At 73.5% G+C, this 26861-nt stretch carries 21 protein-coding genes and 1 pseudogene; 14 read left to right on the top strand and 8 right to left on the bottom strand.

The window, feature by feature from the left end:
• From ABZY44_RS30840 to ABZY44_RS30830, 3 genes and pseudogenes are all read right to left on the bottom strand, one after another.
• Positions 1 to 264, bottom strand: a pseudogene (locus ABZY44_RS30840) (LytR family transcriptional regulator); the annotation flags it as partial.
• Positions 265 to 486: 222 nt separating this feature from the next.
• Complete coding sequence (locus tag ABZY44_RS30835; RefSeq protein ID WP_356659558.1) at positions 487 to 1716, bottom strand: LCP family protein; 1230 nt, start codon at positions 1714 to 1716, stop codon at positions 487 to 489.
• A gap of 242 nt (positions 1717 to 1958) precedes the next feature.
• Positions 1959 to 2723, bottom strand: coding sequence for a TIGR03089 family protein (locus ABZY44_RS30830; protein ID WP_356659556.1), 765 nt, complete (start codon positions 2721 to 2723; stop codon positions 1959 to 1961).
• Positions 2724 to 2873: 150 nt separating this feature from the next.
• Between ABZY44_RS30830 and ABZY44_RS30825 the strand changes: the two genes are divergently transcribed.
• Together ABZY44_RS30825 and ABZY44_RS30820 are read left to right on the top strand one after the other, a co-directional pair.
• Positions 2874 to 4262 (top strand): peptidoglycan recognition protein, encoded by a 1389-nt coding sequence (locus tag ABZY44_RS30825; RefSeq protein ID WP_356659554.1) that lies wholly within the window; start codon positions 2874 to 2876, stop codon positions 4260 to 4262.
• A gap of 809 nt (positions 4263 to 5071) precedes the next feature.
• Positions 5072 to 5995: a DNA-3-methyladenine glycosylase 2 family protein gene (locus ABZY44_RS30820; RefSeq protein WP_356659562.1), complete on the top strand. Its 924-nt coding sequence runs from the start codon at positions 5072 to 5074 to the stop codon at positions 5993 to 5995.
• Between the two features lie 98 nt (positions 5996 to 6093).
• Here ABZY44_RS30820 and ABZY44_RS30815 read toward each other — a convergent pair whose 3' ends face one another.
• The 3 genes from ABZY44_RS30815 to ABZY44_RS30805 are packed head-to-tail and all read right to left on the bottom strand — an operon-like array spanning position 6094 to position 8935.
• Positions 6094 to 7422, bottom strand: a complete 1329-nt coding sequence (locus ABZY44_RS30815; RefSeq protein ID WP_356659552.1) for a coenzyme F420-0:L-glutamate ligase — start codon at positions 7420 to 7422, stop codon at positions 6094 to 6096.
• Positions 7419 to 8378, bottom strand: a complete 960-nt coding sequence (gene cofD / locus ABZY44_RS30810) for a 2-phospho-L-lactate transferase (protein WP_356659550.1) — start codon at positions 8376 to 8378, stop codon at positions 7419 to 7421. The genes ABZY44_RS30815 and cofD overlap by 4 nt, the downstream gene beginning before the upstream one ends.
• A 29-nt stretch (positions 8379 to 8407) precedes the next feature.
• Positions 8408 to 8935 (bottom strand): cysteine dioxygenase family protein, encoded by a 528-nt coding sequence (locus ABZY44_RS30805; RefSeq protein ID WP_356659548.1) that lies wholly within the window; start codon positions 8933 to 8935, stop codon positions 8408 to 8410.
• A 662-nt stretch (positions 8936 to 9597) separates the two neighbouring features.
• Here ABZY44_RS30805 and ABZY44_RS30800 point away from each other — a divergent pair.
• The 3 genes from ABZY44_RS30800 (at position 9598) to ABZY44_RS30790 (ending at position 15390) form a co-directional block, all read left to right on the top strand.
• Positions 9598 to 9861, top strand: coding sequence for a WhiB family transcriptional regulator (locus ABZY44_RS30800; protein ID WP_112450237.1), 264 nt, complete (start codon positions 9598 to 9600; stop codon positions 9859 to 9861).
• A gap of 358 nt (positions 9862 to 10219) precedes the next feature.
• Positions 10220 to 13903 carry a glycosyltransferase family 2 protein gene (locus tag ABZY44_RS30795; RefSeq protein ID WP_356659546.1) on the top strand — a complete coding sequence of 1228 codons (3684 nt, stop codon included), beginning with the start codon at positions 10220 to 10222 and terminating at the stop codon, positions 13901 to 13903.
• Complete coding sequence (locus ABZY44_RS30790; protein ID WP_356659544.1) at positions 13900 to 15390, top strand: DUF5719 family protein; 1491 nt, start codon at positions 13900 to 13902, stop codon at positions 15388 to 15390. The genes ABZY44_RS30795 and ABZY44_RS30790 overlap by 4 nt, the downstream gene beginning before the upstream one ends.
• Before the next feature lie 73 nt (positions 15391 to 15463).
• Here ABZY44_RS30790 and ABZY44_RS30785 read toward each other — a convergent pair whose 3' ends face one another.
• Entirely contained in the window at positions 15464 to 15847 is a 384-nt protein-coding gene (locus ABZY44_RS30785) for a metallopeptidase family protein (RefSeq protein ID WP_356659560.1), read from the bottom strand.
• A 219-nt stretch (positions 15848 to 16066) separates the two neighbouring features.
• On the opposite strand from ABZY44_RS30785, the gene ABZY44_RS30780 reads away from it, so the two are divergent.
• The 8 genes from ABZY44_RS30780 to ABZY44_RS30745 all read left to right on the top strand — a co-directional run bounded on the left by ABZY44_RS30780 (position 16067) and on the right by ABZY44_RS30745 (position 24374).
• Positions 16067 to 16447 carry a DUF3499 domain-containing protein gene (locus ABZY44_RS30780; protein ID WP_356659542.1) on the top strand — a complete coding sequence of 127 codons (381 nt, stop codon included), beginning with the start codon at positions 16067 to 16069 and terminating at the stop codon, positions 16445 to 16447.
• A gap of 78 nt (positions 16448 to 16525) precedes the next feature.
• Positions 16526 to 17896 carry a phosphomannomutase/phosphoglucomutase gene (locus ABZY44_RS30775; protein WP_356659540.1) on the top strand — a complete coding sequence of 457 codons (1371 nt, stop codon included), beginning with the start codon at positions 16526 to 16528 and terminating at the stop codon, positions 17894 to 17896.
• A 143-nt stretch (positions 17897 to 18039) separates the two neighbouring features.
• Positions 18040 to 18228, top strand: coding sequence for a Trm112 family protein (locus tag ABZY44_RS30770; RefSeq protein WP_215031305.1), 189 nt, complete (start codon positions 18040 to 18042; stop codon positions 18226 to 18228).
• A gap of 97 nt (positions 18229 to 18325) precedes the next feature.
• On the top strand, positions 18326 to 19459 hold the full coding sequence (locus ABZY44_RS30765) for an SIS domain-containing protein (protein WP_356659538.1): 1134 nt from the start codon (positions 18326 to 18328) through the stop codon (positions 19457 to 19459).
• Between the two features lie 38 nt (positions 19460 to 19497).
• The gene (gene manA, locus ABZY44_RS30760) at positions 19498 to 20670 is read left to right on the top strand and encodes a mannose-6-phosphate isomerase, class I (RefSeq protein WP_356659536.1); all 1173 of its coding nucleotides are present in this window, start codon (positions 19498 to 19500) and stop codon (positions 20668 to 20670) included.
• 93 nt (positions 20671 to 20763) lie between these two features.
• Positions 20764 to 21729 carry a cation diffusion facilitator family transporter gene (locus ABZY44_RS30755; protein ID WP_356659534.1) on the top strand — a complete coding sequence of 322 codons (966 nt, stop codon included), beginning with the start codon at positions 20764 to 20766 and terminating at the stop codon, positions 21727 to 21729.
• Between the two features lie 389 nt (positions 21730 to 22118).
• Positions 22119 to 23570: an adenosylhomocysteinase gene (gene ahcY, locus ABZY44_RS30750; protein ID WP_356659532.1), complete on the top strand. Its 1452-nt coding sequence runs from the start codon at positions 22119 to 22121 to the stop codon at positions 23568 to 23570.
• A gap of 186 nt (positions 23571 to 23756) precedes the next feature.
• Entirely contained in the window at positions 23757 to 24374 is a 618-nt protein-coding gene (locus ABZY44_RS30745; protein WP_356659530.1) for a hypothetical protein, read from the top strand.
• 1 nt (position 24375) lies between these two features.
• Here ABZY44_RS30745 and ABZY44_RS30740 read toward each other — a convergent pair whose 3' ends face one another.
• Positions 24376 to 25338: an RDD family protein gene (locus tag ABZY44_RS30740; protein ID WP_356659528.1), complete on the bottom strand. Its 963-nt coding sequence runs from the start codon at positions 25336 to 25338 to the stop codon at positions 24376 to 24378.
• A 105-nt stretch (positions 25339 to 25443) separates the two neighbouring features.
• Between ABZY44_RS30740 and ABZY44_RS30735 the strand changes: the two genes are divergently transcribed.
• A complete protein-coding gene (locus tag ABZY44_RS30735; RefSeq protein ID WP_356659526.1) occupies positions 25444 to 26451 on the top strand; it encodes a stage II sporulation protein M in 1008 nt (335 codons plus the stop codon).
• Positions 26452 to 26861: the final 410 nt, after the last annotated feature.

The following is a 26861-nucleotide window of genomic DNA, read 5'->3' as shown; positions in this document are numbered from 1 at the left end:
GCCGCCCGGGCGCGGGCCCCCGCCGCGGCGGCCGGCCTCGCCGGGCGGCGTCCCGCCGGGACGGCGCGGACCGGGGACGGCCGGGGACGCGGGCGCGGGCCGGGGAGCCCTGCGGGAAGCGGGGGAGGGCACGTGCCGCTGGGACGGAGGTGCTTGCGGAGCGGATTGCTCCAGTCGCAGTTCGTAGTTGCCTGTTCGGGGGTTGAGGACCCACTGGTCTGCGGGGTCGATCTCGTCGGCCCGTCCACGGCTTTGCGCATCCACGGTTTGCTCGAATCCTCCGTCGGTGCTTCGCGACGCGCCTCCCCCGGGCGCCCGGTCAACGATCCGGCTGCTGGCGCGCGGCCTCTGTGCTGGCCGGGCGCCGGATCGCTCACCTTATCCGGACAGATTCGCCGCAAACCATGCTGGTGATGAATTCCACGCCCTTACAACGGGGCAATCTCCCCAACAAGCTCGGTTGGATCACCGGCTTTTGGTATTGCTTTACCGGCAATCGGCCACGCCCGCCGTGGTCCCCGTAAAGGTAGGGACGGGCGTGGGGGCCCCGGTGGTTCCCCCGGTCTCGGCCCTCCCGGCGCCCGCTCCGTCCCGCGCCGCCTGCTCGTCGCGGGGCGCGGCGCCGGGCGTGGACGCCGGGGAGGGCTCGGGCGGGGCGATCGTCAGCGGCTTGTCGGCACGCAGCCGCTGGAACAACTGGGTCGCGTCCGGTTCCTGCAGCTCGTCCCGGTTCGGGTTCGCCCCGTACGGCCGCCGCGGCACCGTGAGGAACTTGATCTGGTCGGTCGGTATGTCCCTGACGCCCCGGACCAGTTCGTACAGCCCCCGCAGCGAGGCCAGCCCCGGGTCCGTGGTCACCGAAGAGGTCGCCGCGTCCAGCAGCGGGTACAGCTTCCCGGGGTTCAGCAGCACCCCGTTGCTCTGCACCTTCTTCACGAGCGAGCCGAGGAAGAGCTGCTGGCGCTCCATGCGGTCGGTGTCGCTGCCGTTGCCCAGGCTGTAGCGGGCCCGTACGAAGCCCAGCGCCTGCTCGCCCTGGAGCACCTGGCGCCCGGCCGGCAGCTTCAGCCTCGCCTCCGCGTCGTCCACGGGCCGCTTCAGGCAGACCTCGACGCCGCCGATGGCGTCGACCATCCGCGTGAACCCGCCGAAGTCCACGACCATGTGGTGATCGATCCGGATCCCGGTCAGCGCCTCGACCGTACGGATCGTGCAGGCGGCCCCGCCCCATTCGAAGGCCCAGTTGAACTGGGCGAGCTGCTCCTGGGTGCGGCTCCCGTCCGCCTGCAGACAGGCCGGTATCCGCGCCATCAGGTCCCGAGGCACCGACACCGCCGTCGCGCTCTTCCGGTCCGCCGGCAGGTGCAGCAGGATCGTGGTGTCCGAACGCTGGGTGCCCTTGTCCCGCCCGTAGCGCGAGTTGGCCTTGCCGGAGCGGGAGTCCGAGCCGATCAGCAGGATGTTCTGCGCGCCGCCCGCCAGGTGGGCCGGCCGCTCCCGGTCGTAGCGGCGCAGCTCGGCGGCGGCGGAGGTGTCCTCGGTGATGTTCCCCTCGAGCTTGGTGTAGACCCACCAGCCCGCGGCCGTCCCGCCGAGGACCAGCAGGGCCGCACCGAGCCCGGCCCAGCGCAGCAGCCGGCGCCGACGGCCGCTCGGAGGCTGCTGAGTGCCTCCGGCCGCCCCGGTGCCGCCCGGTATGCCCGCGCTGTCCCTCACTCGCGTACCGTCCCCTCACGCGTTTCCGCAGGCCGTACGCGTGAGCACGGCCTCTGCCGATCCTGCCCCCGGGTGGCCGGACCGGCCCGGGGGCAGGGCCCTGTAAAGAGCCGAACGGGTGACAAATCGACCGAAGGTGCCGTTGGTCGGAGTGGGTGACGGCGGAACCCGGCCCGAACCGGCCCGGAACCCGGCGGCGGGGCCGGACGCCGGGGCCGGACGCCGGGTTCCGGGCGGCGGGGCTAGCCGGCGGTGCCGGTGACGGTGTGGGTGACGCGCTCGCTCTCGCTCCGCTGCGCCAGCCCCTTGGCCGACAGCCGGCCGAGGTTGCGGCACAGCACCACGGAGCCCCCGGACACCAGGGCCGCGTAGAGCCCCGCGGACAGTCCCTCCCAGCTGTCGTAGCCGAGCCCGGACAGCACGCGCGAGCCCTCGCCGAGGCCGAGCTTCGCCGCGTCCTCGCGGGCCCGCTCGCAGATCCCCCCGTACGAGAGCTCCTCGCCGCCGACCACCAGGCCGGGGCCGTCCGCGTCCACCGGCTGGAAGGGCGCGAACCGGTCGCCCTGCCCCGGCACCTCCACGGCGTAGTCCGCGAACCCGGCGGGCGCCTGCGGGAACCGCCCGCCCAGCGGCCGCAGCGCGAGCGCGATCCGCTCGCCGGAGCACGCGGAGGCCTCCTCCAGCGTGTCGGGACCGCTCACCACGAGGTCGGCTCCGGCCGGATCCCCGCCCACCTCGGCCACGACCCCGACCGAGGCGCAGGCGAGCAGCCACACGGCGCTCTGCCAGTGCGCGGGAAGCAGCAGGGCGAGCCGGTCGCCCGGCTCGGCGCCCAGGTCCCCCTGGAGCAGATTGGCGGTCTTGGCCACCCAATTGGCGAAGGTGGCGACGGACAATTCGACGCGCTCGCCCGTCGCGTCGTCGTAGAAGGTGACGAGCGGACGGCCGGGATCGGCGGCGAGCGCGGATCGCAGCAGGTCGGCAGGGGTGCGGTCAGTGGCGTTCACGTCCCCGAGCCTACGCGGGACCGCCCGCGCCCCTGCGCCGTACGGCGGCAGCGCGGTCCCCCGTACGGAGGAGGGGTACCGGCGCGTCGGCCAGACGGTGTGTCAGTTCTCGGATGGCGGTCGCCGCCCGGATTCCCCAGCATCCTTTCCATGCGTGGATTCCTTGCTTCCTCGATCGGCGTCGCGACGGCTGCCGCACTGGCCCTGCCGCTCGCGCTCCCCACTACGGCCCTGGCAGAGACCGCCCCCGTGACCCCCGCCGGGTCCACCCAGTCGCTGCCACTCGTCCCCCTGGGACCCGCGGCGGACCGCAGCCCCGGAGTCCCCGGCATGAGCACCTCGCCCCGCCTGCCCCAGACGCAGGGCCTGGCCGCGCGTGACGTCAAGACCTTCTCGCTCGTCGGCGTCGTCTGGGACGACGTGACCACCGAGCTCAACGGCCGCGTCCAGGTCCGTACCCGGTCCGCGGCCACCGCGACCTGGTCCGACTGGCAGGACGTCGAAACCCACAACGGCGAACACGCCGCCGACCCCGACGCGGCCGAACGCGGCTCCCGCCGCGTGCGCGGCAGCACCGCCCCGCTCTGGGTCGGCGCGTCCGACGGTGTCGAGGTCCGCGTCCAGGCGGAGACGGGCACCCGCGAGATCACCGGCAAGCTCCCGTCGGGCCTGCGGATCGAACTCGTCGACCCCGGGGCCACGGGCCCGGAGCAGACGGACGGGAAGAACGGCTCGCCCTCCCTGGGCGACGGCGACGGCGACGACAAGCCCGAGCTGACGCTCCTCCCCGGAATGACCATGCCGATGACGGAGTCCTCCTCCGCCAACGTCCCCATGGCTCCGCTCGGCGCCAGCGAGATCTCCGCCCTCGACAAGGCCGACTCCACCGCCGACGCCGTCCTCGCCGACAGCGCGCTCGCCGCCGCCCCCTACATCGGCCCGCGCCCGCGGATCGTCACCCGCAAGGGCTGGGGCGCCGACGAGAGCCTGCGCGAGAGCGGCTTCGTCTACACGAGGACGGTCAAGGCCGCCTTCGTCCACCACACCGCCTCCGGCAACAACTACGCCTGCAGGGACGCCCCGGCGGTGCTGCGCAGCCTGTACCGCTACCACGTGGTCAGCAGCGGCTGGCGGGACATCGGCTACAACTTCGCCGTCGACAAGTGCGGCACGGTCTACGAGGGCCGGGCGGGCGGAGTCGCCAAACCGGTGCTCGGCGCGCACACCATGGGGTTCAACACGGACAGCATGGGCGTCGCGGTGATCGGCTCGTTCACCAACACGTCCCCGCCGAGGGCGTCGGTCGACGCGGTGGCCCGCCTCACCGCCTGGAAGCTCGGCCTCTTCGGCCGTGACCCGCGGGCGAAGACCACCCTGAAGTCGGGCGGCGGCAACCGCTACCCGAAGGGGTCGAACGTGTCGATGAACGTCATCTCGGGCCACCGCGACGGCTTCGCCACGGAATGCCCGGGCCGCCTCCTGTACGGCCAGCTCCCCCCCACCCGCACCACGTCGGCCAGACTCCAGGGCCGCCCGTAGCCAGCCGACCCGTGCCCGCCCCGCCGCGGAGGTCCGGCCCCTTCCCGGTCGCCTCAATCGCCGGCGGGGCTTGATGGTGTGCCGCGCCGTGTGTTGCGCGCGGGTCCGCTGCCGGGGGCCGGCCCCCGGACCCCCTGCGCCTCAAACGCCGGCGGGGCTGGATGTGCCCGGCGCTGGGCTCGTACGGGTCCGCAGGACACATCCAGCCCCGCCGGCGTTTGAGGCGCGGGGTCTGGGGCGGAGCCCCAGGTTCCTCGGGCGCAGCCCGGGCCCTACGGGTCCGGGCCGGCCCGGGGAACGGGGGAAGGGTGGGCAGGGGGCGAGCCCCGCAGGGCTACGCTCGAGGAATGGCCGGCCCCTTCGACCCCCTCACCCGCACCGCGATCCGCGGCGGCCGCACCCACGTGCCCGCGGCCCCCGAACAGCCCCCGGTCCCGGCCTCCGAATCCTCCCCGCCCCCCGAAACACGCCCCGCCCAGGCGCCCGACCCAGCCCCCGCCCCCGGCCAAGACGTCGGCACGGGCCCCGGCCGCGGTACCGCCACGGTCCCCGGCAGCAACCAGGGCTCCGGCCAGGGCTCCGGCCAGGGCTCCGGCCAGGGCTCCGACCGGGGCTCCGGCCAAGGCGCCGTCCAGGGCTCCGACCAGGGAACCGCCCAGGGCACCGGCCCAGGCTTCGCCCAAGGCTTGGCCCAAGGCCGTGACGCCACCCCCGGCCAGGGACCCGGCTCCGTCCGGCCCCCCGCCCGCCGCCACCTCCGCGGGGACGCCGCCGCCCCCACCACCCGGACCTGGTCCCCACCCGGCCCGGTGGACCTGGGCCTCACCCTCGGCCCCCTCAAGCGCGGCCCCGCCGACCCCACCTTCCGCGCCACCCCGGGCGCGGTCTGGCGCGCCACCCGGACCCCGGCCGGTCCCGCCACCCTCCGCGTCGCACTCCAGGGCGGCGGCCGCGAGGTGATCGCCGACGCCTGGGGCCCCGGCGCCGACTGGGTCCTCGACCGCCTCCCCGAACTGCTCGGTTCCGCCGACGACCCGGCCGCCTTCGTACCCCGTCACCGGCTCCTGCACGCCAGCCACCGCCGCCGCCCGGGTCTGCGCCTGACCCGTACCGGCCTGGTCCTGGAGTCCTTGATCCCGGTGATCCTGGAACAGAAGGTGACCAGCGACGAGGCCTACCGCGGCTGGCGCCGCCTGGTCCGCCAGTACGGCGAGCCGGCCCCCGGCCCCGCCCCGGGGCCCGCCGCCGGCCGCAGCCAGTCCCGGCCCCAGGCCCAGACCGGCCTCTACGTCATGCCCGATCCCCGGACCTGGGCGATGATCCCTTCCTGGGACTGGCACAAGGCCGGCGTGGACGCCAAGCGCTCCGCCACGATCGTCCGCGCCGCCCGGGTCGCCGCCCGCCTGGAAGAGGCCACCGGCATGGAGCTCACGGCCGCCGCCGCACGGCTCGAGGCCGTCCCCGGCATCGGCCCGTGGACCTCCGCCGAGACCCTTCAGCGCAGCAACGGCGCCGCCGACGCCCTCACCACCGGAGATCTGCACCTGCCCGGCATCGTCGGTTACGCCCTCGCCGGGGACCGCGACGCCGACGACGCCGCGATGCTGGAACTCCTCGCCCCGTACGCGGGCCAGCGCCACCGCGCCGCCCGTCTCATCCTCCTGGCCGGAACCGCCGCGATCCCACCCCGCCGGGCCCCCCGCATGCCGCGGAACGACATAGGCCGTCTCTGAAACGCCCCGCCCCCGGCGTCACCCCGGCAGCACCCCGGCGTCACCCCGACACCGCCCCGCCGGTGCCCGGGAGCACGTCCCCGCCCCGCACCGGCGGGTCAGCGCACCTCGATGAAGTCCTCCGCCGTCCGCCCCGCCCGCTGCGCCGGAGCGGCCGCCGCGTGGCCCACGGCCACCGCGCCCATCGGGTCCCATTCCTCCGGCAGCCCCAGCACCTTGCGCACCACGTCCCGGCAGAACATCGTCGAGGACACCCACGCCGACCCCAGCCGCTCCCCGGCCAGCGCGACCAGGAAGTTCTGCACGCCCGCGCCCATGGCGACCACGAACATCTCCCGCTCCGCCGCGTCCCGCCGCGCGTGCCCGTAGTCGTGCATGCCGTCGGTGACCATGCACGGGACCACCAGGTACGGCGCGGCCCGCAGGACGTCGCCCCGCCGGATCCGCTTCGCCACGGACTCCTCGGACCTGCCGTCGCGCCGCAGGTCCCGGATCCACGCGTCCCGCATCGCGTCGAGCAGTTCCAGGCGCGCCGCCTCGGACTCCAGCAGCACGAAGCGCCACGGCGTCGTGTGGTGGGGGGCAGGGGCCGTCACGGCGGCCGCCACCGCCCGCCGGACCGCGCCCGGGTCCACCGGCTCGGAGGTGAAGGCCCGTACGGTGCGGCGCTGGGTCACGGCCTCCCGTACGGCCTCCGAGGTGCCCAGCCGGAACATGTCGTCGGCCGGGAGGCGTACGAGGTCGGCGGCCGAGGACCCCTCGCCCAGTACGTGCGCCAGCCCGCGCACGAGGGCCACCGGCAGCCCGTCGGCCTTGCCCTTGACCAGGTCGCCCGCCGCGGCCAGCTCGTCGGCGGTCGCGACGACCGTCGCGCTCAGCGGGTTCCCGTGGGCGTCGGTGCCCCCGCGCAGGTCGTCGAGGACCCGTACGCCCGCCGAGCCGATGGCCACGTCGGTGAGCCCGGTGCGCCACGGCCGCCCGAAGGTGTCCGTCACGATGACGCCCACGTCGACCGACAGCGCCTCCCGCAGCCCCGCCCGGAGGGCGGCGGCCGAGGCGTCGGGGTCCTCCGGCAGCAGCAGGACGGTGCCGGCCTCGGTGTTGGAGGCGTCGACTCCCGCGGCGGCCATGACCAGGCCCTGCCGGTTCTCCACGATCCGCAGCGGGCCCCGGCGCGCGACGACCCGTACGGTCTCGGCGTCTATGGCCTCCTCGCGCGACTCGGCCCGGACGATCCGGCCCTCCGCCTTGGAGACGATCTTCGAGGTGACGAGCAGGACGTCGCCGTCCCGCAGCCCGCATCCGGCCGAGGCGGCCGCGGCGATCAGCGCCGCCAGGTCGTCGCCGGGCCGCACCTCCGGGATCCCGCCGAGGGCCCGGACCTCGTACGAGGGGCCGTGCCCGGGAGACGGGTGCGGGGCGGTCACCGGGAGGCCTCCGCCAGTTCCAGCGCGGCTCGCGCCATGTCGGCGGTGGCGGCCAGGTCGGTCATCATCAGCGGCACCGCCCGGCAGGTGATGCCGGCGGCCTCCACCGCGGCGACGGCATCCGCGTCGGCGGTGTCCACCAGCCAGCCGTCGAGCAGTCCGGTGCCGTAGTGCAGGGCTACGGCCGCGGCGGTGGACTCGACGCCGACGGCGGCGAGCACCTTGTCGGCCATCCCGCGCACCGGGGCGCCCCCGACGATGGGGGAGAGGCCGATGACGGGCGCTCCGGCGGCGGCCACGGCCTCGCGGATGCCGGGCACGGCGAGGATGGTGCCGACCGAGACCACGGGGTTGGACGGCGGGAAGACGATCACGTCGGCGGCCGCGACGGCCTCCAGGACGCCGGGCGCGGGCTTGGCCTGTTCGGCGCCCACGGGTACGACGGCCTCGGCGTCCACGGCCGCGCGCATCCGCACCCAGTACTCCTGGAAGTGGATGACCTTGCGCTCGCCGGTGGCGGCGTCGGTGATCGCGACGTGGGTCTCGACCCGGTCGTCGGACATGGGGAGCAGCCTGACGCCGGGCTGCCAGCGGTCGCAGAGTGCCTCCGTGACGGCGCTGAGCGGGTAGCCCGCGCCGAGCATCTGCGTACGGACGATGTGGGTGGCGAAGTCACGGTCGCCGAGGCCGAACCACGCGGGTCCGACCCCGTACGCCGCGAGTTCCTCCTTGACGGTGAAGGACTCGTCGGTGCGGCCCCAGCCCTGGTCCTCGTTGATGCCACCGCCGAGGGTGTACATCACCGTGTCCAGGTCGGGGCACACCTTGAGCCCGAACAAGTGAATGTCGTCACCGGTGTTGCCGATGACCGTGATGTCCGCGTCGGGAACCGCGGCCTTGAGTCCGCGGAGGAAACGGGCGCCGCCGATGCCGCCGGCCAGTACAACAATGCGCATGCTGCGCAGTCTGTCAGGCGGCCCGGGGATCAGACCGACAGGGCCCGGGGCCGGGCGGGTGAGCAGTGGTGCATCGGCATCTCGGTGAGGCCGGGGAAGTACACGTGCAGGCTTACCGCTCCTTCGAGGCCGTCGTTGACGACCTCGTGGGCGTAGCCGGGGGCGAAGACGCGCTGGGAGCCGGCGCCGAGGGAGAGCGGGCCGCGGGCGGTGTGCTCGGTGAGCTCGCCGTCCAGGACGGTCAGGACGCCGGAGGAGGCGCCGTGGCCGTGCCGGCCGCTGCCCTGGCCGGGCACCCAGCTGAGCAGCCAGACCTCGTAGCCGGGGCCGGTGCGCAGCCGGTGGTACCAGCGGGTGGTGGCGTCGTACCGGACCAGGTGCTCCCAGGCGGAGCGGTCCTCGGCGATGGAGCGGGCGAGGCCCACGAACTCGGCGACGGTGGCCGGGTGCTCGGGGGCGGGCTGGAGCAGGTGCTGGACCGAGAGGATGTCGCCGGCGATCTGGAGGTCGCTCTCGACCATCGCGGGGGCGGCGTTCAGGGGGGCGGTGCTGTTCATCGGGGGATTCCTCGACGGATGTCAGTCGTGCTGGCGGTCGCTGCGGGAGCGCGGCTGGAGCTCAGAGGAGCCGGAGCTCCGTAGGCATCAACAGCTGCAACAGCAACAGCGAACCTGGGCAGCGCACAGGAACCCACGAATGGGGGTCCGGGTGGCGGCTGCGGGCGCTGACATGGCAACAAGGAGACCCGGTGGGAGGTCGGACTGTCAACCCAATGTCCGATTTGGCGGAAAAGTTTCACCTCATCCGGTTACCGTGCCCGGAGAAAGGTTTGTGCAGTCGTTGTCCGGGGATGTGGCGCTGCGAGTCGTGTCGCAGCCCAGCTGTGGCAGCCCTTAAACCCGTCACGCCGCGTGTTGTCGATCTGTGGCCGAAATGTGATCCGTGCCGCTTCTCCGGCCGGATCGGAACCCTGCCACCGAGTGGCGCGTCGATTGCGGGGTAGAGGGGTGTCGCATGTGACGCCCGTTGCATGTGTCACGATTTTTGGCGATATGAACACTTTCTGCTTAGGCTTGGTTCCGCAGAGTGAATAAGGGGCCCAATAGCAGATCTCGGCTTGACTACGCCGGAGCCTCACACTTGTAATTTCACTCGTGTCGTTACGTAGCGATGAGTGACGGCATCATCACGGGGACGTACAGAAGAGCAAGGGGCGCACATGACCGAGCTGGTTCAGGAACTGCTGGTCGAGGAGGCGGACGAAGAGCTCGGATGGCAGGAGCGAGCTCTCTGCGCCCAGACCGACCCCGAGTCCTTCTTTCCCGAGAAGGGCGGCTCCACCCGCGAGGCCAAGAAGGTCTGCCTCGCCTGCGAAGTCCGCTCCGAATGCCTTGAGTACGCCCTCGCCAACGACGAGCGATTCGGCATCTGGGGCGGCCTGTCGGAGCGCGAGCGCCGGCGTCTGAAGAAGGCCGCCGTCTGAAACGCCCGCAGCCCGCGTCGAGCGGCGCCCACGGCACGACGGACGACATATCCGACGGCATATCCGCCGACACCTCCGACGGCACGTCCGACGGCGCACCCCGCCGCACGGCCGCCGTCACCGCCCCAGGCACGGGCAGCACCGCCCGCCCCGCCCGCGGCAGTACCCATACCGCCACAAAGGGCAACACGGCGAGCAGTTCGACCAGCAGTACGACGAGCAGAGCAAACGGTCCGCCTCCCGCACCTTCCCCGCAGGAGGCGGACCGCTGTGTTCTCAGCCGTTAGTGTGGGGCGCTGTCCAGCAGCCTCCGAGGGCACAACACCCCCGGACCCCCGGCCGGAGGGCCCGTACCGCGATGTCCCTGCACAGCCAGTCGAGCGCCTCCTACCAGGCTGCCGCCGCACCAGAGTTCCCCCGGCACGTCGTCACCGCCGTCGTCGTGGCCCACGACGGCTCCCGCTGGCTGCCCCGGACGCTCGCCGGCCTCCTCGCCCAGGAACGCCCCGCCCAGAACCACATCGCCGCCGACACCGGCAGCGCCGACGACTCCGCGCGCCTGCTCGGCGAGGCCCTGGGAGACGACCGCGTCCTCCACCTCGCCCGCCGCACCGGCTTCGGCGCCGCCGTCGAGGAAGCCGCCCGCACCGCCCCCACGCTGACCCCCGAGGACCTCCCGTACCTCAAGCGGCCCTCCGGCTGGGACCCCGTCAGCCGCACCTGGCGCGACGACACCTACGACCTCCCCGAACTGCCCCACGGCGAACCCGTCCAGTGGCTCTGGCTGCTCCACGACGACTGCGCGCCGGAGCCCGACGCCCTCGCCCAACTGCTGCGCGTGGCCGAGGACAACCCCGACGCCGCCGTCATCGGCCCCAAGCTGCGCGGCTGGTACGACAAGAAGCAGCTCCTCGAAGTCGGCGTCACCATCGCCCGCAGCGGCCGCCGCTGGACCGGCCTCGACCGCCGCGAGCAGGACCAGGGCCAGCACGACCAGGTCCAGCCCGTCCTGTCCGTCTCCACCGCCGGCATGCTGATCCGCCGCGACGTCTACGACGCCCTCGGCGGCTTCGACCGCCGGCTGCCCCTCATGCGCGACGACGTCGACCTGTGCTGGCGCGCCCAGAGCGCCGGCCACGCCGTCCTCATCGCCCCCGACGCCGTCCTGCGGCACGCCGAGGCCTCCGCCCGCGAACGCCGCACCGTCGACTGCGCCGGCCGCAGCACCGCCAGCCCGCACCGCGTCGACAAGGCCGGCGCCGTCTACACCATGCTGGCCAACAGCTCCGGCCGCGCCCTCCCGTACGTCCTGCTGCGCGTCCTCGTCGGCACCGTCCTGCGCACCCTCGCCTACCTCATCGGCAAGGCCCCCGGACAGGCCGTCGACGAGATCACCGGCCTCCTGGCCACCCTGCTCCGCCCCGGCCGCGTCCTCGCCGCCCGCCGAGCACGCCGCCGTCCCGCCGTCCCCGCCAAGGAACTGCGCCCCCTCTTCCCGCCCTCCGGCGCCACCCTGCGCGCCAACGCCGAACAGCTCGCCGGCTACTTCGGCGCCGACCGCGACGCCGAGGCCGCGGCCGCGGGCGCCGGCCGGCACGGCGGAGCCGTCGAATCCGGGCCCGGCGGAGACGACGCCGACTACCTGGAGATCGAGCAGTTCGCGCGCATCAAGCGGATCGCCCGCAAGCCCGCGCCCGTCCTCTTCGCCCTCCTCCTGCTCGTCTCCGTCATCGCCTGCCGCTCCCTGCTCGGCGGCGGCTCCCTCATGGGCGGCGCGCTGCTCCCCGCCCCCGGCGGCGGACTCGACCTCTGGCGCACCTACGCCGACGACTGGCAGCCCGTGGGCACCGGCACCACCACCGGAGCGCCCCCCTACCTCGCCGTCCTCGGAGCCTTCTCCACCCTGCTCCTCGGCTCCACCAACGCCGCGCTGACGCTCCTGCTCGTCTGCTCCGTCCCGCTCGCCGGGCTCAGCGCCTACTTCGCCTCCCGGCCGCTCGTCGCCTCCCGGCTGCTGCGCGCCTGGGCCGCCGTCGCCTACGCCTTCCTGCCCGCCGTCACCGGAGCCCTCGCCGGCGGCCGCCTCGGCACTGCCGTCCTCGCGATCCTGCTCCCGCTCATCGCCCGCTCCGCCGTCGCCGCCTTCGGCTTCGGCAGCGGGCAGGGCGCGGAAGGCGCCGACGGCGCCACCGGAACCTGGCGCTCGGCCTGGACCTACACCCTCCTGCTGAGCCTGGCCACCGCCTTCACCCCCGTCGTCTGGCCGCTCGCCGCCGTACTCGGAGCGGCCGCGCTCGTACTGCGCCGCGCGCACTGGAAGACGTACGGACCGCGCCTCCTCGCGACGCTCGCCGTCCCGCTCCTCGTCCTCGCCCCCTGGTCGCTGAGCCTGCTCACCCACCCCAGCCGCTTCCTGAACGAGGCCGGTCTGCCCTACGGCGCCGGCTCGGCAGGAGCCCTGGACCTGCTCGGCATCAGCCCCGGCGGCCCCCGCACCGCCGGCGGGCTGATCCTCATCGGCGTCGTCCTGGCCGCCCTGGCCGCCCTGCTGCGCACCGAGCGGCAGTTCGCCGTCCGCACCGCCTGGGCCGCCGCGCTCGCCGCGCTCGTCCTCGCCGTCCTCGTCAACCGCACGGCCTGGGCCGGCCCCGCCACCCTCGTCTACGGACTGGCCCTGCTGGCCGCCGCCGCCGTCGGCGCCGAGGGGGCCAAGGAACGCGTGGCCGCCCGCAGCTTCGGCTGGCGCCAGCCGCTCGCCGTCCTCATCGCCCTCGCCGCCGCCGTCGGACCCCTGATCGGCGCGGCCGGCTGGATGCTCAGCGGAGCCGCCGGCCCGCTGGAGCGTCGCGACCCCGTACAGGTCCCCGCGTTCGTCGCCGAGGAGAGCGGCACCCGCGACCAGGCCCGCACCCTCGTCATCGGCGCGACCTCCCCGGCCGCGCTCTCCTACAGCCTCGTCCGCGGCTCCGGCGGCCGCCTGGGCGACGCCGAACTCGCCGCCCAGGCCGGCAGCGACACCCGCCTCGACAAGGTCGTCTCCAGCCTCGTCGCCGGATCCGGCGCCGACCAGACCGACCAGCTCGGCGGCTTCGCCATCCGCTACATCCTGGTCCGCGACGGAGCCCCGCCGCAGATCGGCCGCGTCCTCGACGCCACCCCCGGCCTCAGCCGCCTCAGCAAGCTCGAGGGCAGCGCCCTGTGGCGCGTGGACCGCCAGGTCGCCCGCGCCGTCATCCTCCCCGTCAAGCCCGGCGAGGCCCCCATCCCGGTGGCCTCCGGCCCCGTCGAGGTCCACAGCAAGATCCCGGAGGGCGAGGCCGGCCGCACGCTGCGCATCGCCGACAAGGCCGCGGCGGGCTGGCAGGCCACCCTCGACGGCAAGCCCCTCAAGGCCAAGACGCTGGACGGCTGGGCCCAGGGCTTCGAGCTCCCCGCCGGCGGCGGCCGCCTCGACCTCGTCCACGACGACGCCCTCACCCGGACCGCCTGGCACTGGGCGCAGGGCCTGCTCGCGCTGGTCCTGCTCGTGATGGCCCTGCCGGGCCGCCGCACCAGCCTCGACGACGACCTCCCCGAGGAGGAGTCCGCGGCCGCCGAGGACGCCGGCGAGGGCCGCCGCGCCCGCCGCCTGCGCGAGCAGTCCGAGGCGGAGGCCGCGGCCCCCGCCGAGGCGGCCGTCGCGGCCGACCCGTACGCGCAGATCCCGGAGCAGCAGGCGTACGGGGACGACGCGTACGCCTACCAGCAGGCCTACGGGGACCAGGACGGCTACGCCTACGGTCACCAAGAGGCCCAGCAGCAACAGCAGCAACAGCCGCAGCAGCCGCACGAGCCGTACCCGTACCCGTACCCGTACGACCAGCAGCAGGCGCAGCAGCAGTACGGGGAACAGCCGTACCAGCAGGAGCAGCCGCACCAGCAGGACCACGAGCAGTACCCGTACCCGTACGAGCCGTACGAGCCGTACGACGCCTACGGACAGCACGACGGACAGCACGGCGGGCAGCACGCCCCGCGTCCGGACGGGAGCCCCCAGCAGTGAAGCAGCGCGTACCCCTGACGCTCGCCGCGGTCACCGCGGCCCTGGCCGCCGTCACCGGCCTGGCCGCCCTCACCGCGCCCGCCGCCGACGGGGCCCCCGCGGCCGCGTCCGGCAGGACCGCGGCCCGGATGCCCGTCGAGCGGTCCCTGCTGGTGTGCCCCGCGCCCAGCACCTCCGACATCGCCGACACCGTGTACACCGCCCTCACCCCCGGCGCCGCCGCGGCCGGCGGCACGGGTTCCGCCCGGCTGCTCGGCGCGACCAAGGACGCCAAGCCGGTGCTGGAGCTCAAGGAGCCCGGCAAGCCCGTCGGCGCCAAGGCCTCCGGCGCCGAGGCCCCCGCCCTCACCGGCACCGCCGACGGATTCCTCGCCCCCGGCTGGAGCGCGCAGCAGACCACGGTGGTCTCGGTCGGCCGCACGCGCGGCCTGCTCGGCGTCAGCTGCACCGCGCCCGGCACCGACTTCTGGTTCCCCGGCGTGAGCACCGCGAAGGGGCGCGAGGACTACGTCCACCTCACCAACCCCGACGACGCCGCGGCCGTCGTGGACATCAAGATGTTCGGCCCCGACGGGGCGGTGAAGACCGAAGCGGGCACCAGCGAGAACATCCGCGTCGACCCGAAGTCCAGCAAGGCGATCTCCCTGGCCTCCCTCGCCCCCGGCGCGCAGCTCGCGGACGTCACCGCCCACGTGACGACCCGCGCCGGCCGGGTCGGTGCCACCGCCCAGGTGGGCGAGGAGGGCGTCGGCTCCGACTGGCTGCCCGCCTCCGTCGACCCGGCGGGCACGCTGGTCCTGCCGGGCATCCCGGCGGACGCCGCCTCGGTGCGGCTGGTCGCCTTCGTCCCCGGCGACGAGGACGCGGACCTCAGGATCCGCCTGGCCGCGGCGAGCGGCTCCATCACCCCGGCGGGCAACGAGCAGCTCCACGTCAAGGCCGGGATGACCGCGAGCGTCGACCTCAAGGACGTCACCCGCGGCGAAGCGGGCTCCCTCGTCCTGTCCCCGCCCGAGGGCAAGAACCCCGTCCCGGTGGTCGCGGCGGTACGGGTCGTCCGCGGCAGCGGCGCCAAGCAGGACATCGGCTTCGTCCAGGCGGCCGCACCGGTGGGCGCACGGGCGACCGTCGCCGACAACCGCCTCGAGGAGAACGCGACCGTGCTGGCCCTGACGGCGGCGTCCGGAGCCGACGCGAAGGTCCGGGTGACGGCCTCCCCGGGCACGGAGGGCGGCGAGCCGGCCTCCCAGGAGGTCACGGTCAAGGCGGGCGCGACCCAGACCCTGACGGTCGCCCCGGCGGGCGGCAAGGGCTCCTACGCCCTGACCGTGGAAACCCTCACGGGAGGCCCGGTCCACGCGTCCCGCACGCTGACCGTCCCGCGCGACGGCACCCCGATGTTCACCGTCCAGACCCTCTCGGACGACCGTTCGACCGTCTCGGTCCCCAAGGCCTCGCAGGACCTCTCGGTCCTCACCGACGACTGACCCTCAGAGCCGGGGGCCGGTCCCGGCCCCCGGCCCCCGGTCCCGGTCCCGGCAAACCGTTCCGGTCACAGCACTAGCCGTCCCCGTACCTCGGATCCACCGTCTCGGGTGACAGCCCGAGCAGCTCCGCCACCTGTTCCACCACGATCTCGTGTACGAGCAGCGCCTTCTCGTCCCGCGTCTTCGTCCGGATCTCGACCGGCCGCCGGAACACCACGATCCGGGCCGGCCGCCCGCCGCCCGCCTCGACCAGCGCCCCCAGCGGGACCGCTTCGTCGTTCCACCCCGCGTCCGCCCCGCCCGGCGGTCCCGGGACGTCGCCGACCAGGAACTCCACGTCCGCCAGCTGCGGCCAGCGCCGCTCCAGGCGCTCCACGGAGTCCCGTACGAGATCGCCGAACAGTTCCGACCGGCTGGCCGACAGCGGCACCTGCGGAGGGGCGACCGGCCCGCGCATGCCCCGCCCGTGCCGGTCGCGCCGCCGTACCCGCGGCTCGCCGTCGGCGGAGGCCTCCGGGAGGGGCAGGGGCGGGGGAAGGGGAGGCAGGGAGCTGTCCGTCACCCCCGCAGGGTAGCCCGCACACCCCCGCCGGGCGGGGGTGATCGGCCGACACGGGGGAGTGGCCGGGGGGCGAGTCGTCGCGGCCCGGTCAAGAGTGCGGTACGGTCCAACGTCGTGAGCCTTGTACGTCGCTGTTCTCGCACCGCGTGCGGCCGCCCTGCCGTCGCGACGCTGACGTACGTCTACGCCGATTCGACCGCAGTCCTCGGCCCGCTCGCCACCTACGCCGAACCCCACTGCTACGACCTGTGCGCCGAGCACGCGGAGCGGATGACCGCCCCCCGCGGCTGGGACGTCGTGCGCCTCACCGACGGCTCCCCGCCCTCCCGGCCCACCGGCGACGATCTCGAAGCCCTCGCCAACGCCGTACGGGAAGCCGCCCGCCCGCCCGAGCGTGCCGCCGAGGCCCGCGGCCCGGGCGCAGGTCACAGTGGTTCCAGCACGGGCGAGACCCGCCGCGGACACCTCAGGGTCCTGCGATCGCCGGATTCCTGACGCTCTGATCGTATGAAAAGCGACTCTCTGTCCACGGTAGGTTTGCCCCATCGCAGATCAGCTTCAGGAGGGCAGGCAGTGGCCACCGATCTTTCGAACATCATCAAGGCCTACGACGTACGGGGTGTCGTCCCGGACCAGTGGGACGAGGCCCTGGCCGAACTGTTCGGTGCCGCATTCGTCGAGGTCACCAGTGCGAGCGCGATCGTCGTCGGGTACGACATGCGCCCCTCCTCGCCCGGCCTGTCCGGCGCCTTCGCGCGCGGCGCGGCCGCCCGCGGCGTCGACGTCACCCTGATCGGACTGTGCTCCACCGACCAGCTGTACTACGCCTCCGGCAAGCTGAACCTGCCCGGAGCGATGTTCACGGCCTCGCACAACCCCGCCCAGTACAACGGCATCAAGCTCTGCCGGGCCGGCGCCGCCCCCGTGGGCCAGGACACCGGCCTCGGCACCATCCGCGAGCTCGCCGAGAAGTGGACCGACGAGGGCGCCCCCGCGATCCCCGCCGGCACCACCCCGGGCACCATCACCGAGCAGGACACCCTCACCGGGTACGCCGACCACCTCAAGGGCCTGGTGGACCTCACCGGCCTGCGCCCCCTCAAGGTCGTCGTCGACGCCGGCAACGGCATGGGCGGCCACACCGTCCCCACCGTCTTCTCCGGCCTCCCGCTGGACCTCGTCCCCATGTACTTCGAGCTGGACGGGACCTTCCCCCACCACGAGGCCAACCCCCTCGACCCGAAGAACATCGTCGACCTCCAGGCCCGCGTGAAGTCCGAGGGCGCGGACCTCGGCATCGCCTTCGACGGCGACGCCGACCGCTGCTTCATCGTCGACGAGCGCGGCGAGGGCGTGTCCCCGTCCGCCATCACCGCCCTGGTCGCCGCCCGCGAGCTGGCCCGCAACGGCGGCACCGGCACCGTGATCCACAACCTGATCACGTCCTGGTCCGTCCCGGAGGTCGTCCGCGAGAACGGCGGCACCCCCGTCCGCACCCGCGTCGGCCACTCCTTCATCAAGGAGGAGATGGCCAAGTCCGGCGCCATCTTCGGCGGCGAGCACTCCGCGCACTACTACTTCAAGGACTTCTGGAACGCGGACACCGGCATGCTCGCCGCGCTCCACGTCCTCGCGGCCCTCGGCGGCCAGGACGGCCCCCTCTCCGAGCTGGTCTCCTCCTACGACCGCTACGCGGGATCGGGCGAGATCAACTCCACCGTCGCCGACCAGGCCGGCCGGGTGGCCGCCGTCAAGGCGGCGTACGGCGCGCAGGACGGCGTCACCCTCGACGAACTGGACGGCCTCACGGTGACCAGCACCGACTGGTGGTTCAACGTCCGCGCCTCCAACACCGAGCCGCTGCTGCGCCTGAACGTGGAAGCCCGCGACGCCTCCACCCTCGCCAAGGTCCGCGACGAGGTCCTCGCCCTCATCCGGGCCTGAGCCAGGACGCCGACGGGAGCGGTCCGCGCGCGGACCGCTCCCGTCGGCGTCGCTGCCGCCGGGTCACCGTCCGACCGCACCGCAGGTGACTCGGCGGTACGCTGACCAGGCCCCATCCGCATCCCCGAAGGGAACTCGCCGCCATGCCGCTCGAAGCCGGCCTTCTGGAGATCCTCGCCTGCCCCGCCTGCCACTCGCCCCTCGAGGACAAGTCGGCCGACGCGGAGGCCCCCGAGCTGATCTGCACCGGAGGCCAGGACTGCGGTCTCGCCTACCCGGTCCGCGACGGCATCCCGGTGCTCCTCGTGGACGAGGCGCGCCGCCCCGCCTGAGCCGACACCTCCACCTCGCGCGAACGCTGAGACTGGTTCCGTCACCCCACAGGTTCCGTCACCACGGGACACGCAACGGACATAGCCGGAGGCCGCCATGCTCGACGAGTCACTCCTCGACGCACCGGACGATCTCGCCCGGGCCGACCGCCGAGGCCTGCTCCGCGGCGCCGCCGAGGCCGGAGCCCGGGTGCGCACCGCGGCGCGGCACGCCGTCGAGGCGGGCCTCGCCGACCTGCGGCCCGACGGCCGCCCCCGCGCCGTCCTCATCGCAGGACCCGGCACCGCCGCCACCGGGGTCGCCGACCTGCTCGGAGCGCTCGCCGGAGCCTCCGCGCCCGTCATCCGGCTCCACCCCACCGGCGTCGCACACGCCGCCGGGGCGCTGCGCTGGACCCTGCCCGGCTGGGCCGGCCCCGTGGACCTGCTGCTCATCGCCACCACCGACGGCACCGAGCCGGGCCTCGCCCTCCTCGCCGAGCAGGCCTACCGGCGCGGGTCCACCGTCGTCGCCGTCGCGCCCGAGCGGTCGCCGCTGAGCGAGGCGGTGGAGGGCGCGCACGGGCTCCTCGTACCGATGGCGAAAGCCCCGTACCAGGAGTACGACGAGTCCGCCGCGGCCGGCCCCGGCGCCCTGTGGGCCCTGCTGACCCCGCTGCTGGTGCTCCTCGACCGGGTGGGCCTGATCGCGGCGGCCCCGCACACCCTGCAGCTCGTCGCCGACCGGCTCGACCGCACCGCCGAGCGCTGCGGCCCCGCCATCGCGACCTACTCCAACCCGGCCAAGACCCTCGCCGCCGAGCTCGCCGACTCCCTCCCGCTCATCTGGAGCGAGGGCGCCGGAGCCGGTCCCGCCGGCCGCCGCTTCGCCGCGACCCTCGCCGAGCTCGCCGGGCGCCCCGCACTCGCCGCCGACCTTCCCGAGGCCCTGCCGGCCCACGGTGTCCTGCTCGCCGGCTCCTTCGCCGCCGGCGCCGACCCCGAAGACTTCTTCCGCGACCGGGTGGAAGAACCGCAGGCCCTGCGCGCACGCATCGTCCTGCTGCGCGACCGGCCCGCAGGCGGACTGACGGCCGGCCCCGCCGCCCGGGAACTGGCCGCCAGTCACGAAACGGCCATCAGTGAGCTGGCTCCGGAGGAGGGCACCGAGCTGGAACAGCTCGCCGAACTCCTCGCCGTCACGGATTTCGCCACCGCCTACCTGGCGCTGGCCTCTGGAGGACGAAGCTGAGGCGCACGACCGTGCCCTCTCACTCAGGAAGACGACCGATGGACCGCCTCACCAACACGATCCGACCGTACGCGTGGGGATCGACCACCGCGATCCCCGCGCTCATCGGAGTCGCGCCCACCGGGGAACCGCAGGCCGAGATGTGGATGGGAGCCCACCGATCCGCCCCCTCCCGCCTCGACCGCGGCGCCGGCGAGACCACCCTCTCGGAGGTCATCGCCGCCGACCCCGAAGGCGAGCTGGGGCTCGCCGCCGTCAGCAAGTTCGGCCCCCGGCTGCCCTTCCTCCTCAAACTCCTCGCCGCCGGAGCCCCGCTCTCCCTCCAGGTCCACCCCGACCTGGCCCAGGCCGAGGACGGGTTCGAGGACGAGGAGCGCCGCGGCGTCCCGATCGACGCGCCGCACCGCAACTACAAGGACGCCAACCACAAGCCCGAACTGGTCTGCGCCCTCACCCCCTTCGACGGCCTGTGCGGGTTCCGGCCGCCGCTCGCGGCCGCCGAACTGCTGGAGGGCCTGGGCGTCGACTCCCTCAAGCCCTACGCCGACCTCCTGCGGGCCCACCCCGAGGAGGCGGCCCTGCGCGAGGTGCTCACCGCCGTCCTGACCGCCGACCGCGCCGAGACGGCCCGTACGGTCTCCGAGGCCGCGGCCGCCGCCGAGCGGCTCGGGGGCCCGTACGCCCCGTACGCGGGACTCGTCCACCACCATCCCGGCGACCCCGGCGTCATCGCCGCCATGCTCCTCAACCACGTGCGACTCCAGCCCGGCGAAGCCATGTTCCTCGGCGCCGGCATCCCGCACGCCTACCTCGACGGCCTCGGCGTCGAGCTCATGGCCAACTCCGACAACGTCCTGCGCTGCGGGCTCACCCCCAAGCACGTGGACGTGCCGGAGCTGTTGAAGGTGGTCGCGTTCGAACCCGGCGACCCCGCCGTCCTGCGCCCCGAGGGCGACGGCGAAGAGGTCTACGAGACGCCCATCGACGAATTCCGGCTCTCCCGCTTCGTCCTGGCCACCGGCGGCGCCCCCCGGGCGCTCTCCGACGCCACACCGCAGATCCTGCTCTGCACGGCCGGGTCCCCGAAGGCCTCCTCCGCGCAGTCCGGCGAACTGCCCTTGTCCCCCGGCGAGTCCGTGTTCGTCCCGGCGGGGGAAAGGGCCGAACTGTCCGGAACCGGCACGGTCTTCCGCGCCACGGTGGTGGTCTGACGTACCGTCCCTACCGGCGGCTGTGAGAATCTGCGGCCGTAGCGCGGCGTCCCGGACCGGGGCGGCGCACCGAGGAAGGGACACATCGCAACCATGAGCGCGTCGGGCGGTACCAGGGCGATCGTGGCGGCACTCGCCGCCAATCTCGCCATCGCTGTAGCCAAGTTCGTGGCCTTCGTATTCAGCGGCTCCTCGTCGATGCTCGCGGAAAGCGTCCACTCACTGGCGGACTCCGGCAACCAGGGCCTGCTGCTCCTCGGCGGCAAGAAGGCCAAGCGGGAGGCCACACCCGAGCACCCCTTCGGCTACGGGCGCGAGCGGTACATCTACGCCTTCCTCGTCTCCATCGTGCTGTTCACCGTCGGTGGCATGTTCGCCATCTACGAGGGCTACGAGAAGATCAAGCACCCGCACGCGATCGAGAACTGGTACTGGCCGATCGGCGTGCTCGTCTTCGCGATCATCGCGGAGTCCTTCTCCTTCCACACCGCGATCAAGGAGTCGAACGAGGTCCGCGGCAGCCTCTCGTGGGGCCAGTTCATCAAGCGCGCCAAGGCCCCCGAGCTGCCCGTCGTCCTCCTGGAGGACTTCGGCGCCCTGATCGGCCTGGTCCTCGCCCTGGCCGGCGTCGGCCTCGCCCTCGCGACGGGTGACGGCGTCTGGGACGGCATCGGCACCCTCTGCATCGGCCTCCTGCTGATCGTCATCGCGATCGTGCTCGCCGCGGAGACCAAGTCCCTGCTGCTCGGCGAGGCGGCCGGCGTCGAGGACGTCGACAAGATCAAGGCCGCCGTCGTCGACGGCGACGTGGTCACCGGCGTCATCCACATGCGCACCCTGCACCTCGGCCCCGAGGAGCTCCTGGTCGCCGCGAAGATCGCCGTCCGCAGCGACGACACGGCGAGCGAGGTGGCCGGCGCCATCAACGCCGCCGAGGCCCGCATCCGTGCGGCGGTCCCGATCGCCCGGGTGATCTACCTGGAGCCGGACATCTACAACGCCGAGGCCGCCGCGAGGGGCGCGAACCCGGCCGCGTCACCGGGCGGCGACGGCCACTGACCGCACCGGACCCGACGGGGACCCCCGCGCCCGCGCGGGGGTCCCCGTCGCGTCCGGCGGTCGCTCCCGGACCGGCCGCCGCACGGGTCCACACGGCACCCTTCACCCCGCGGGCGGAGGATCATAAGTCCGGAAGACCCCGACTTCGCCGCCGGCACCCCCGAACACCGGCCACGACTTGCCCGGAGATCGTCTGGGCCCCGCTCCGCCGATCGGTGTAGATTCGACATCAGTGTCAGGCGTCGCTGCTGATGGCGGTCGGGCGGTCCTCGTGACCGGCCGAGGGGAGAGAGGACCCCCGACGGACTGAGCGCCATGTGCCTCGTCCCCACGGACGGTGCACGGCTCAGCCGTACCCACCCTCTCGACCCATGAGGAGCAGCATCCACATGACTGCCGCATTCACCGACTTCAAGGTCGCGGACCTCTCCCTGGCCGCCTTCGGGCGCAAGGAGATCACCCTCGCCGAGCACGAGATGCCGGGTCTGATGTCGATCCGCGCCGAATACGCGAAGACCCAGCCGCTGGCCGGCGCCCGCGTCACCGGTTCCCTGCACATGACCGTGCAGACCGCCGTGCTGATCGAGACCCTCGTCGCCCTCGGCGCCGACGTCCGCTGGGCCTCCTGCAACATCTTCTCCACCCAGGACCACGCGGCCGCCGCCATCGCCGTGGGCCCGAACGGCACCCCCGAGAACCCGCAGGGCGTCCCCGTCTTCGCCTGGAAGGGCGAGACGCTGGAAGAGTACTGGTGGTGCACGGAGCAGGCGCTGACCTGGCCGAACACCCCCACCGGCGGCCCGAACATGATCCTCGACGACGGTGGCGACGCCACCCTCCTCGTCCACAAGGGCGTCGAGTTCGAGAAGATCGGCGCGGCCCCGGACCCGTCCACGGCGGACTCCGAGGAGTACGGCCACATCCTCACCCTCCTCAACCGCACCCTGGGCGAGGCCCCGCAGAAGTGGACGCAGCTCGCGTCCGAGATCCGCGGCGTCACCGAGGAGACCACCACCGGTGTCCACCGCCTCTACGAGATGATGGCCGAAGGCACCCTGCTGTTCCCGGCGATCAACGTGAACGACGCCGTGACGAAGTCGAAGTTCGACAACAAGTACGGCTGCCGCCACTCCCTCATCGACGGCATCAACCGCGCCACCGACGTCCTCATCGGCGGCAAGGTCGCGGTCGTCTTCGGCTACGGCGACGTCGGCAAGGGCTGCGCCGAGTCCCTGCGCGGCCAGGGCGCACGCGTGATCATCACCGAGATCGACCCGATCTGCGCGCTCCAGGCGGCCATGGACGGCTACCAGGTCGCCACGCTCGACGACGTCGTGGAGATCGCCGACATCTTCATCACGACCACGGGCAACAAGGACATCATCATGGCCTCGGACATGGCCAAGATGAAGCACCAGGCGATCGTCGGCAACATCGGCCACTTCGACAACGAGATCGACATGGCCGGCCTGGCCAAGATCGAGGGCATCGTCAAGGACGAGGTCAAGCCGCAGGTCCACACGTGGAAGTTCCCCGACGGCAAGGTCCTCATCGTCCTGTCCGAGGGCCGCCTGCTGAACCTGGGCAACGCGACCGGCCACCCGTCGTTCGTGATGTCGAACTCCTTCGCGGACCAGACCCTGGCCCAGATCGAGCTCTTCACCAAGCCCGCCGAGTACCCCACCGACGTCTACGTGCTCCCCAAGCACCTCGACGAGAAGGTGGCCCGCCTGCACCTCGACGCCCTCGGCGTCAAGCTCACCACCCTCCGCAAGGAGCAGGCCGACTACATCGGCGTCAAGGTCGAAGGCCCGTACAAGCCCGACCACTACCGCTACTGATCCCCACCCGGCAGCAGCGCCGGCACGTCACGCAGGCCCCCGGCAGAGATGCCGGGGGCCTGCCCCGTACCCGCCGCACCCTTCGTCCGCACCCCGTACCCGCACCCCGTACGCGCACTCCGCACCCCGCAGCCCGTACGCGCACTCCGCACCCCGCCACCCGCGCCGACCCAAGGACCCCGCCCGATGCCCCGCGGCCGCTACTCGCTCCACGACCCGCACGACCACACCCCCCTCGGCGAGGAGCACTTCCACTGCGCCCCGGGCCCCTCGGGCTGGCGCTACGTCTCCCAGGTCATCGCCCCCGGCGGCGAACACCGCGGCTCCGTGGACCTCGCCGTCGACGAACTCGGCCGGCCCATCCGCCTCGAGGCCAACGCCTCCGGCTGGCAGGTCCGCGGCGCCGCCATCGACGGCGTCACCTGGGTCCGCACCGACCCCCTCGGAGCCGAGGCCACCGAGGGCAACGTCCGGGCCCCCGGCTTCACCGGCACCTCCCCGGCCTTCCTGATCGCCACGGCCCGCCGGCTCCGCCTCGACCCGGGCGCACCCGCCACCCGCGTCCGCCTCGTGGCCCTGACCGACCCGGTCCTGGCCCCGCGTACGGTCGACCAGGCGTGGGCTCTGCTGCGCCGCGAGGAGCACAGCACCGACACCGGCCCGCTCGTCGTCGACGAGTACCAGGTCAGCGCCCTGGACACCGGCGAGGTCCACAGGGTCCACATCGCCGGCGACGTGGTCCTCTCGGCCCCCGGCATCGAACTCGAACACCTGGAGACCCCGCCGTCCACCTTCGAGCAGTAGCTCAGGCGGGCGGAGCGAACCCGGTGGCCCGCGGCGTCCGCACCGGTACGGGTACGGGTACGGGCGCCCCGGCCGGCGCGACCGGCGCGGGGACGGGCGGTGCGGGCGCGACGGCGGGCATGGCCGGCATCCCGCCGTACGGCACGGCACCCGGCGCCGGCGGCTGCGCGTGCACCGGCGACCCTGCGCGCACCGCTTGCTGCGGCGCGACGCCGGTACGGGAAAAGGCCCGCGCGGCATCCCGCGACTGCCGCTCGTGCACCACCGCCATCAGGAACGCGGCGGCCGGCACCCCGGCCGGCGCGGGCGCCCCCGTACGCGCCACCAGGTCGTCCGCGAGCCGGGCCGCCATCGTGGCGCCCACCTGCGGATCCAGCTGGTTCATCCGGGTCAGGTACTGGCGGATCGCCAGCCACAGGCCGTCCGGCACCGCCGACAGGTCCATCGCGCCGAACCTCCCGGCCAGCCACGGCGGCGGCGGAGGGACCGGCATCACCCGCGCCCCCGGCACCCGCTCCCGGATGACCAGGGTCCCCGCGAAGACGTCGCCGAGGCGCCGCCCCCGCTCGGACACCAGCGAGGCGATGCACGCCACCGAACCGAAGAAGGCCAGCAGCTCGATGACGCCGAGGGCCCCCCGCACCAGCGCGTGCCGGAAGCGGATCGGCCCGCCGTCATCGCGCACCACCCGCAGTCCGCAGGCGAGCTTGCCCAGCGACCGCCCGTGGCTCAGCGTCTCCACCGCGATCGGCACGCCGACGAGGACGAGCAGGAACGAGGACACGGCCAGGGCCGCCTGGGCCGCGTCGTCCAGCGAGGCGGTGGCGAAGGCCAGCCCGAGCGTGATGAGCAGATACCCGGCCATGTACACGGCCAGGTCGAGCAGGATCGCCAGCGCCCGGCTCGGCAGCCTCGCCGGCCGGAGCCCCAGGACGACCGCGTCCCCCGTCACCAGATCGCTCACCGATGTACTCACCCTTCACGTGACCTGCCCCGCCCCTTGGCCGCCCAGTCTGCCAAGCTGACGGCTCAAGCAATAGGAAACCAGGGGCAGGGGAGCGCCAAGCGCATGGATCTCGACGTCTTCGTGGCAGCCCACCAGGCGGAATGGGCTCGTCTGGAACAGCTCCTGGGCCGCGGCCGCCGACTGACGGGCGCCGAGGCCGACGAACTCGTCGCGCTCTACCAGCGCACCTCCACCCACCTCTCCCTCATCCAGTCCAGCACCCCCGACCCGATGCTCACGGGCCGCCTGACCCAGCTCGTCGCCCGCGCCCGCGCCACCGTGACGGGCGCCCGCCGCAGCGGCTGGCGCGACGCGGCCCGCTTCTTCACCGCCGGCTTCCCGGCCGCCGTCTACCTCAGCCGCCGTTGGTGGATACCCACGACCCTGATCTCGATCGCGGTCGGGGTGATCATCGGCTGGTGGACAGCGACCCACCCGGAGATCCAGGGCGCCATCGGGGCCCCGGACGAGCTGAAGGCGATGACGAAGCCCGGCGGCGAGTACGAGACGTACTACTCCAGCCACCCCGCGGCGTCCTTCGCCGCCCAGGTCTGGACGAACAACGCCCAGGCGGCGGCGATGTGCCTGGTCCTGGGCGCCTTCCTGGGCCTGCCGGTGCTGTACATCCTGTGGCTGAACATGCTGAACCTGGGCGTCGCCATCGGCCTGATGTCCTCGGCCGACCGCCTCGACGTGTTCCTCGGGCTGATCCTCCCGCACGGCCTCCTCGAATTGACGGCTGTCTTCGTCGCCGCCGGTACGGGACTGCGCCTGGGCTGGACGGTCATCGACCCGGGCCACCGCACCCGCCGCGTGGCCCTCGCCGAACAGGGCCGCGCGGCTCTGGGCATGGCTCTGGGCCTGGCCCTGGTCCTCTTCGTCTCGGGCCTGATCGAAGGCTTCGTCACCCCCTCCGGCCTGCCCACCTGGGCCCGCATCGGCATCGGAGTGGCCGCCGAGGCGGCCTTCCTCGTCTACGTCTACGTCCTGGGCGGCCGCGCGGCCCGCGCCGGCGAGGTGGGCGACGTGGAGGCCGCCGACCAGACGGCGACGCTCCCCACCGCCGCCTGATGTGCGTACGGCCCGCCCGAGCTGCTAGTCTCCTCGTCGTCCCGCAAAGACCGTTGACACGGCCGCTGCGGGGAGGTAGATTCGAACGGTTGCCTCGAACTGGACAAGTTCGGCAGTGACGGTTTAAAATCTTCCTCGCCCCCCGGAATTGAATTCCAAGTGGGCACAGTCGACTCTCCGTTCAGGAATCTGAAGCCGGGAAATCCGGTGGAAAACTTCTGATAGAGTCGGAATCGCCGGAAAGGGAAACGCGAAAGCGAAAACCTGGAAAGCGAAACCCGCTGACTGGGAATCGGACACGAAAGAGTCTGATAAAGTCGGAGACACAAGAACGAAGGAAGCGCCCGGAGGAAAGCCCGAGAGGGTGAGTACGAAGGAAGCGTCCGTTCCTTGAGAACTCAACAGCGTGC

The sequence above is a fragment of the Streptomyces sp. NPDC006544 genome, assembly GCF_040611715.1.
GTDB lineage: Bacteria > Actinomycetota > Actinomycetes > Streptomycetales > Streptomycetaceae > Streptomyces.
This window is presented reverse-complemented; position numbering and strand designations above follow the sequence as displayed.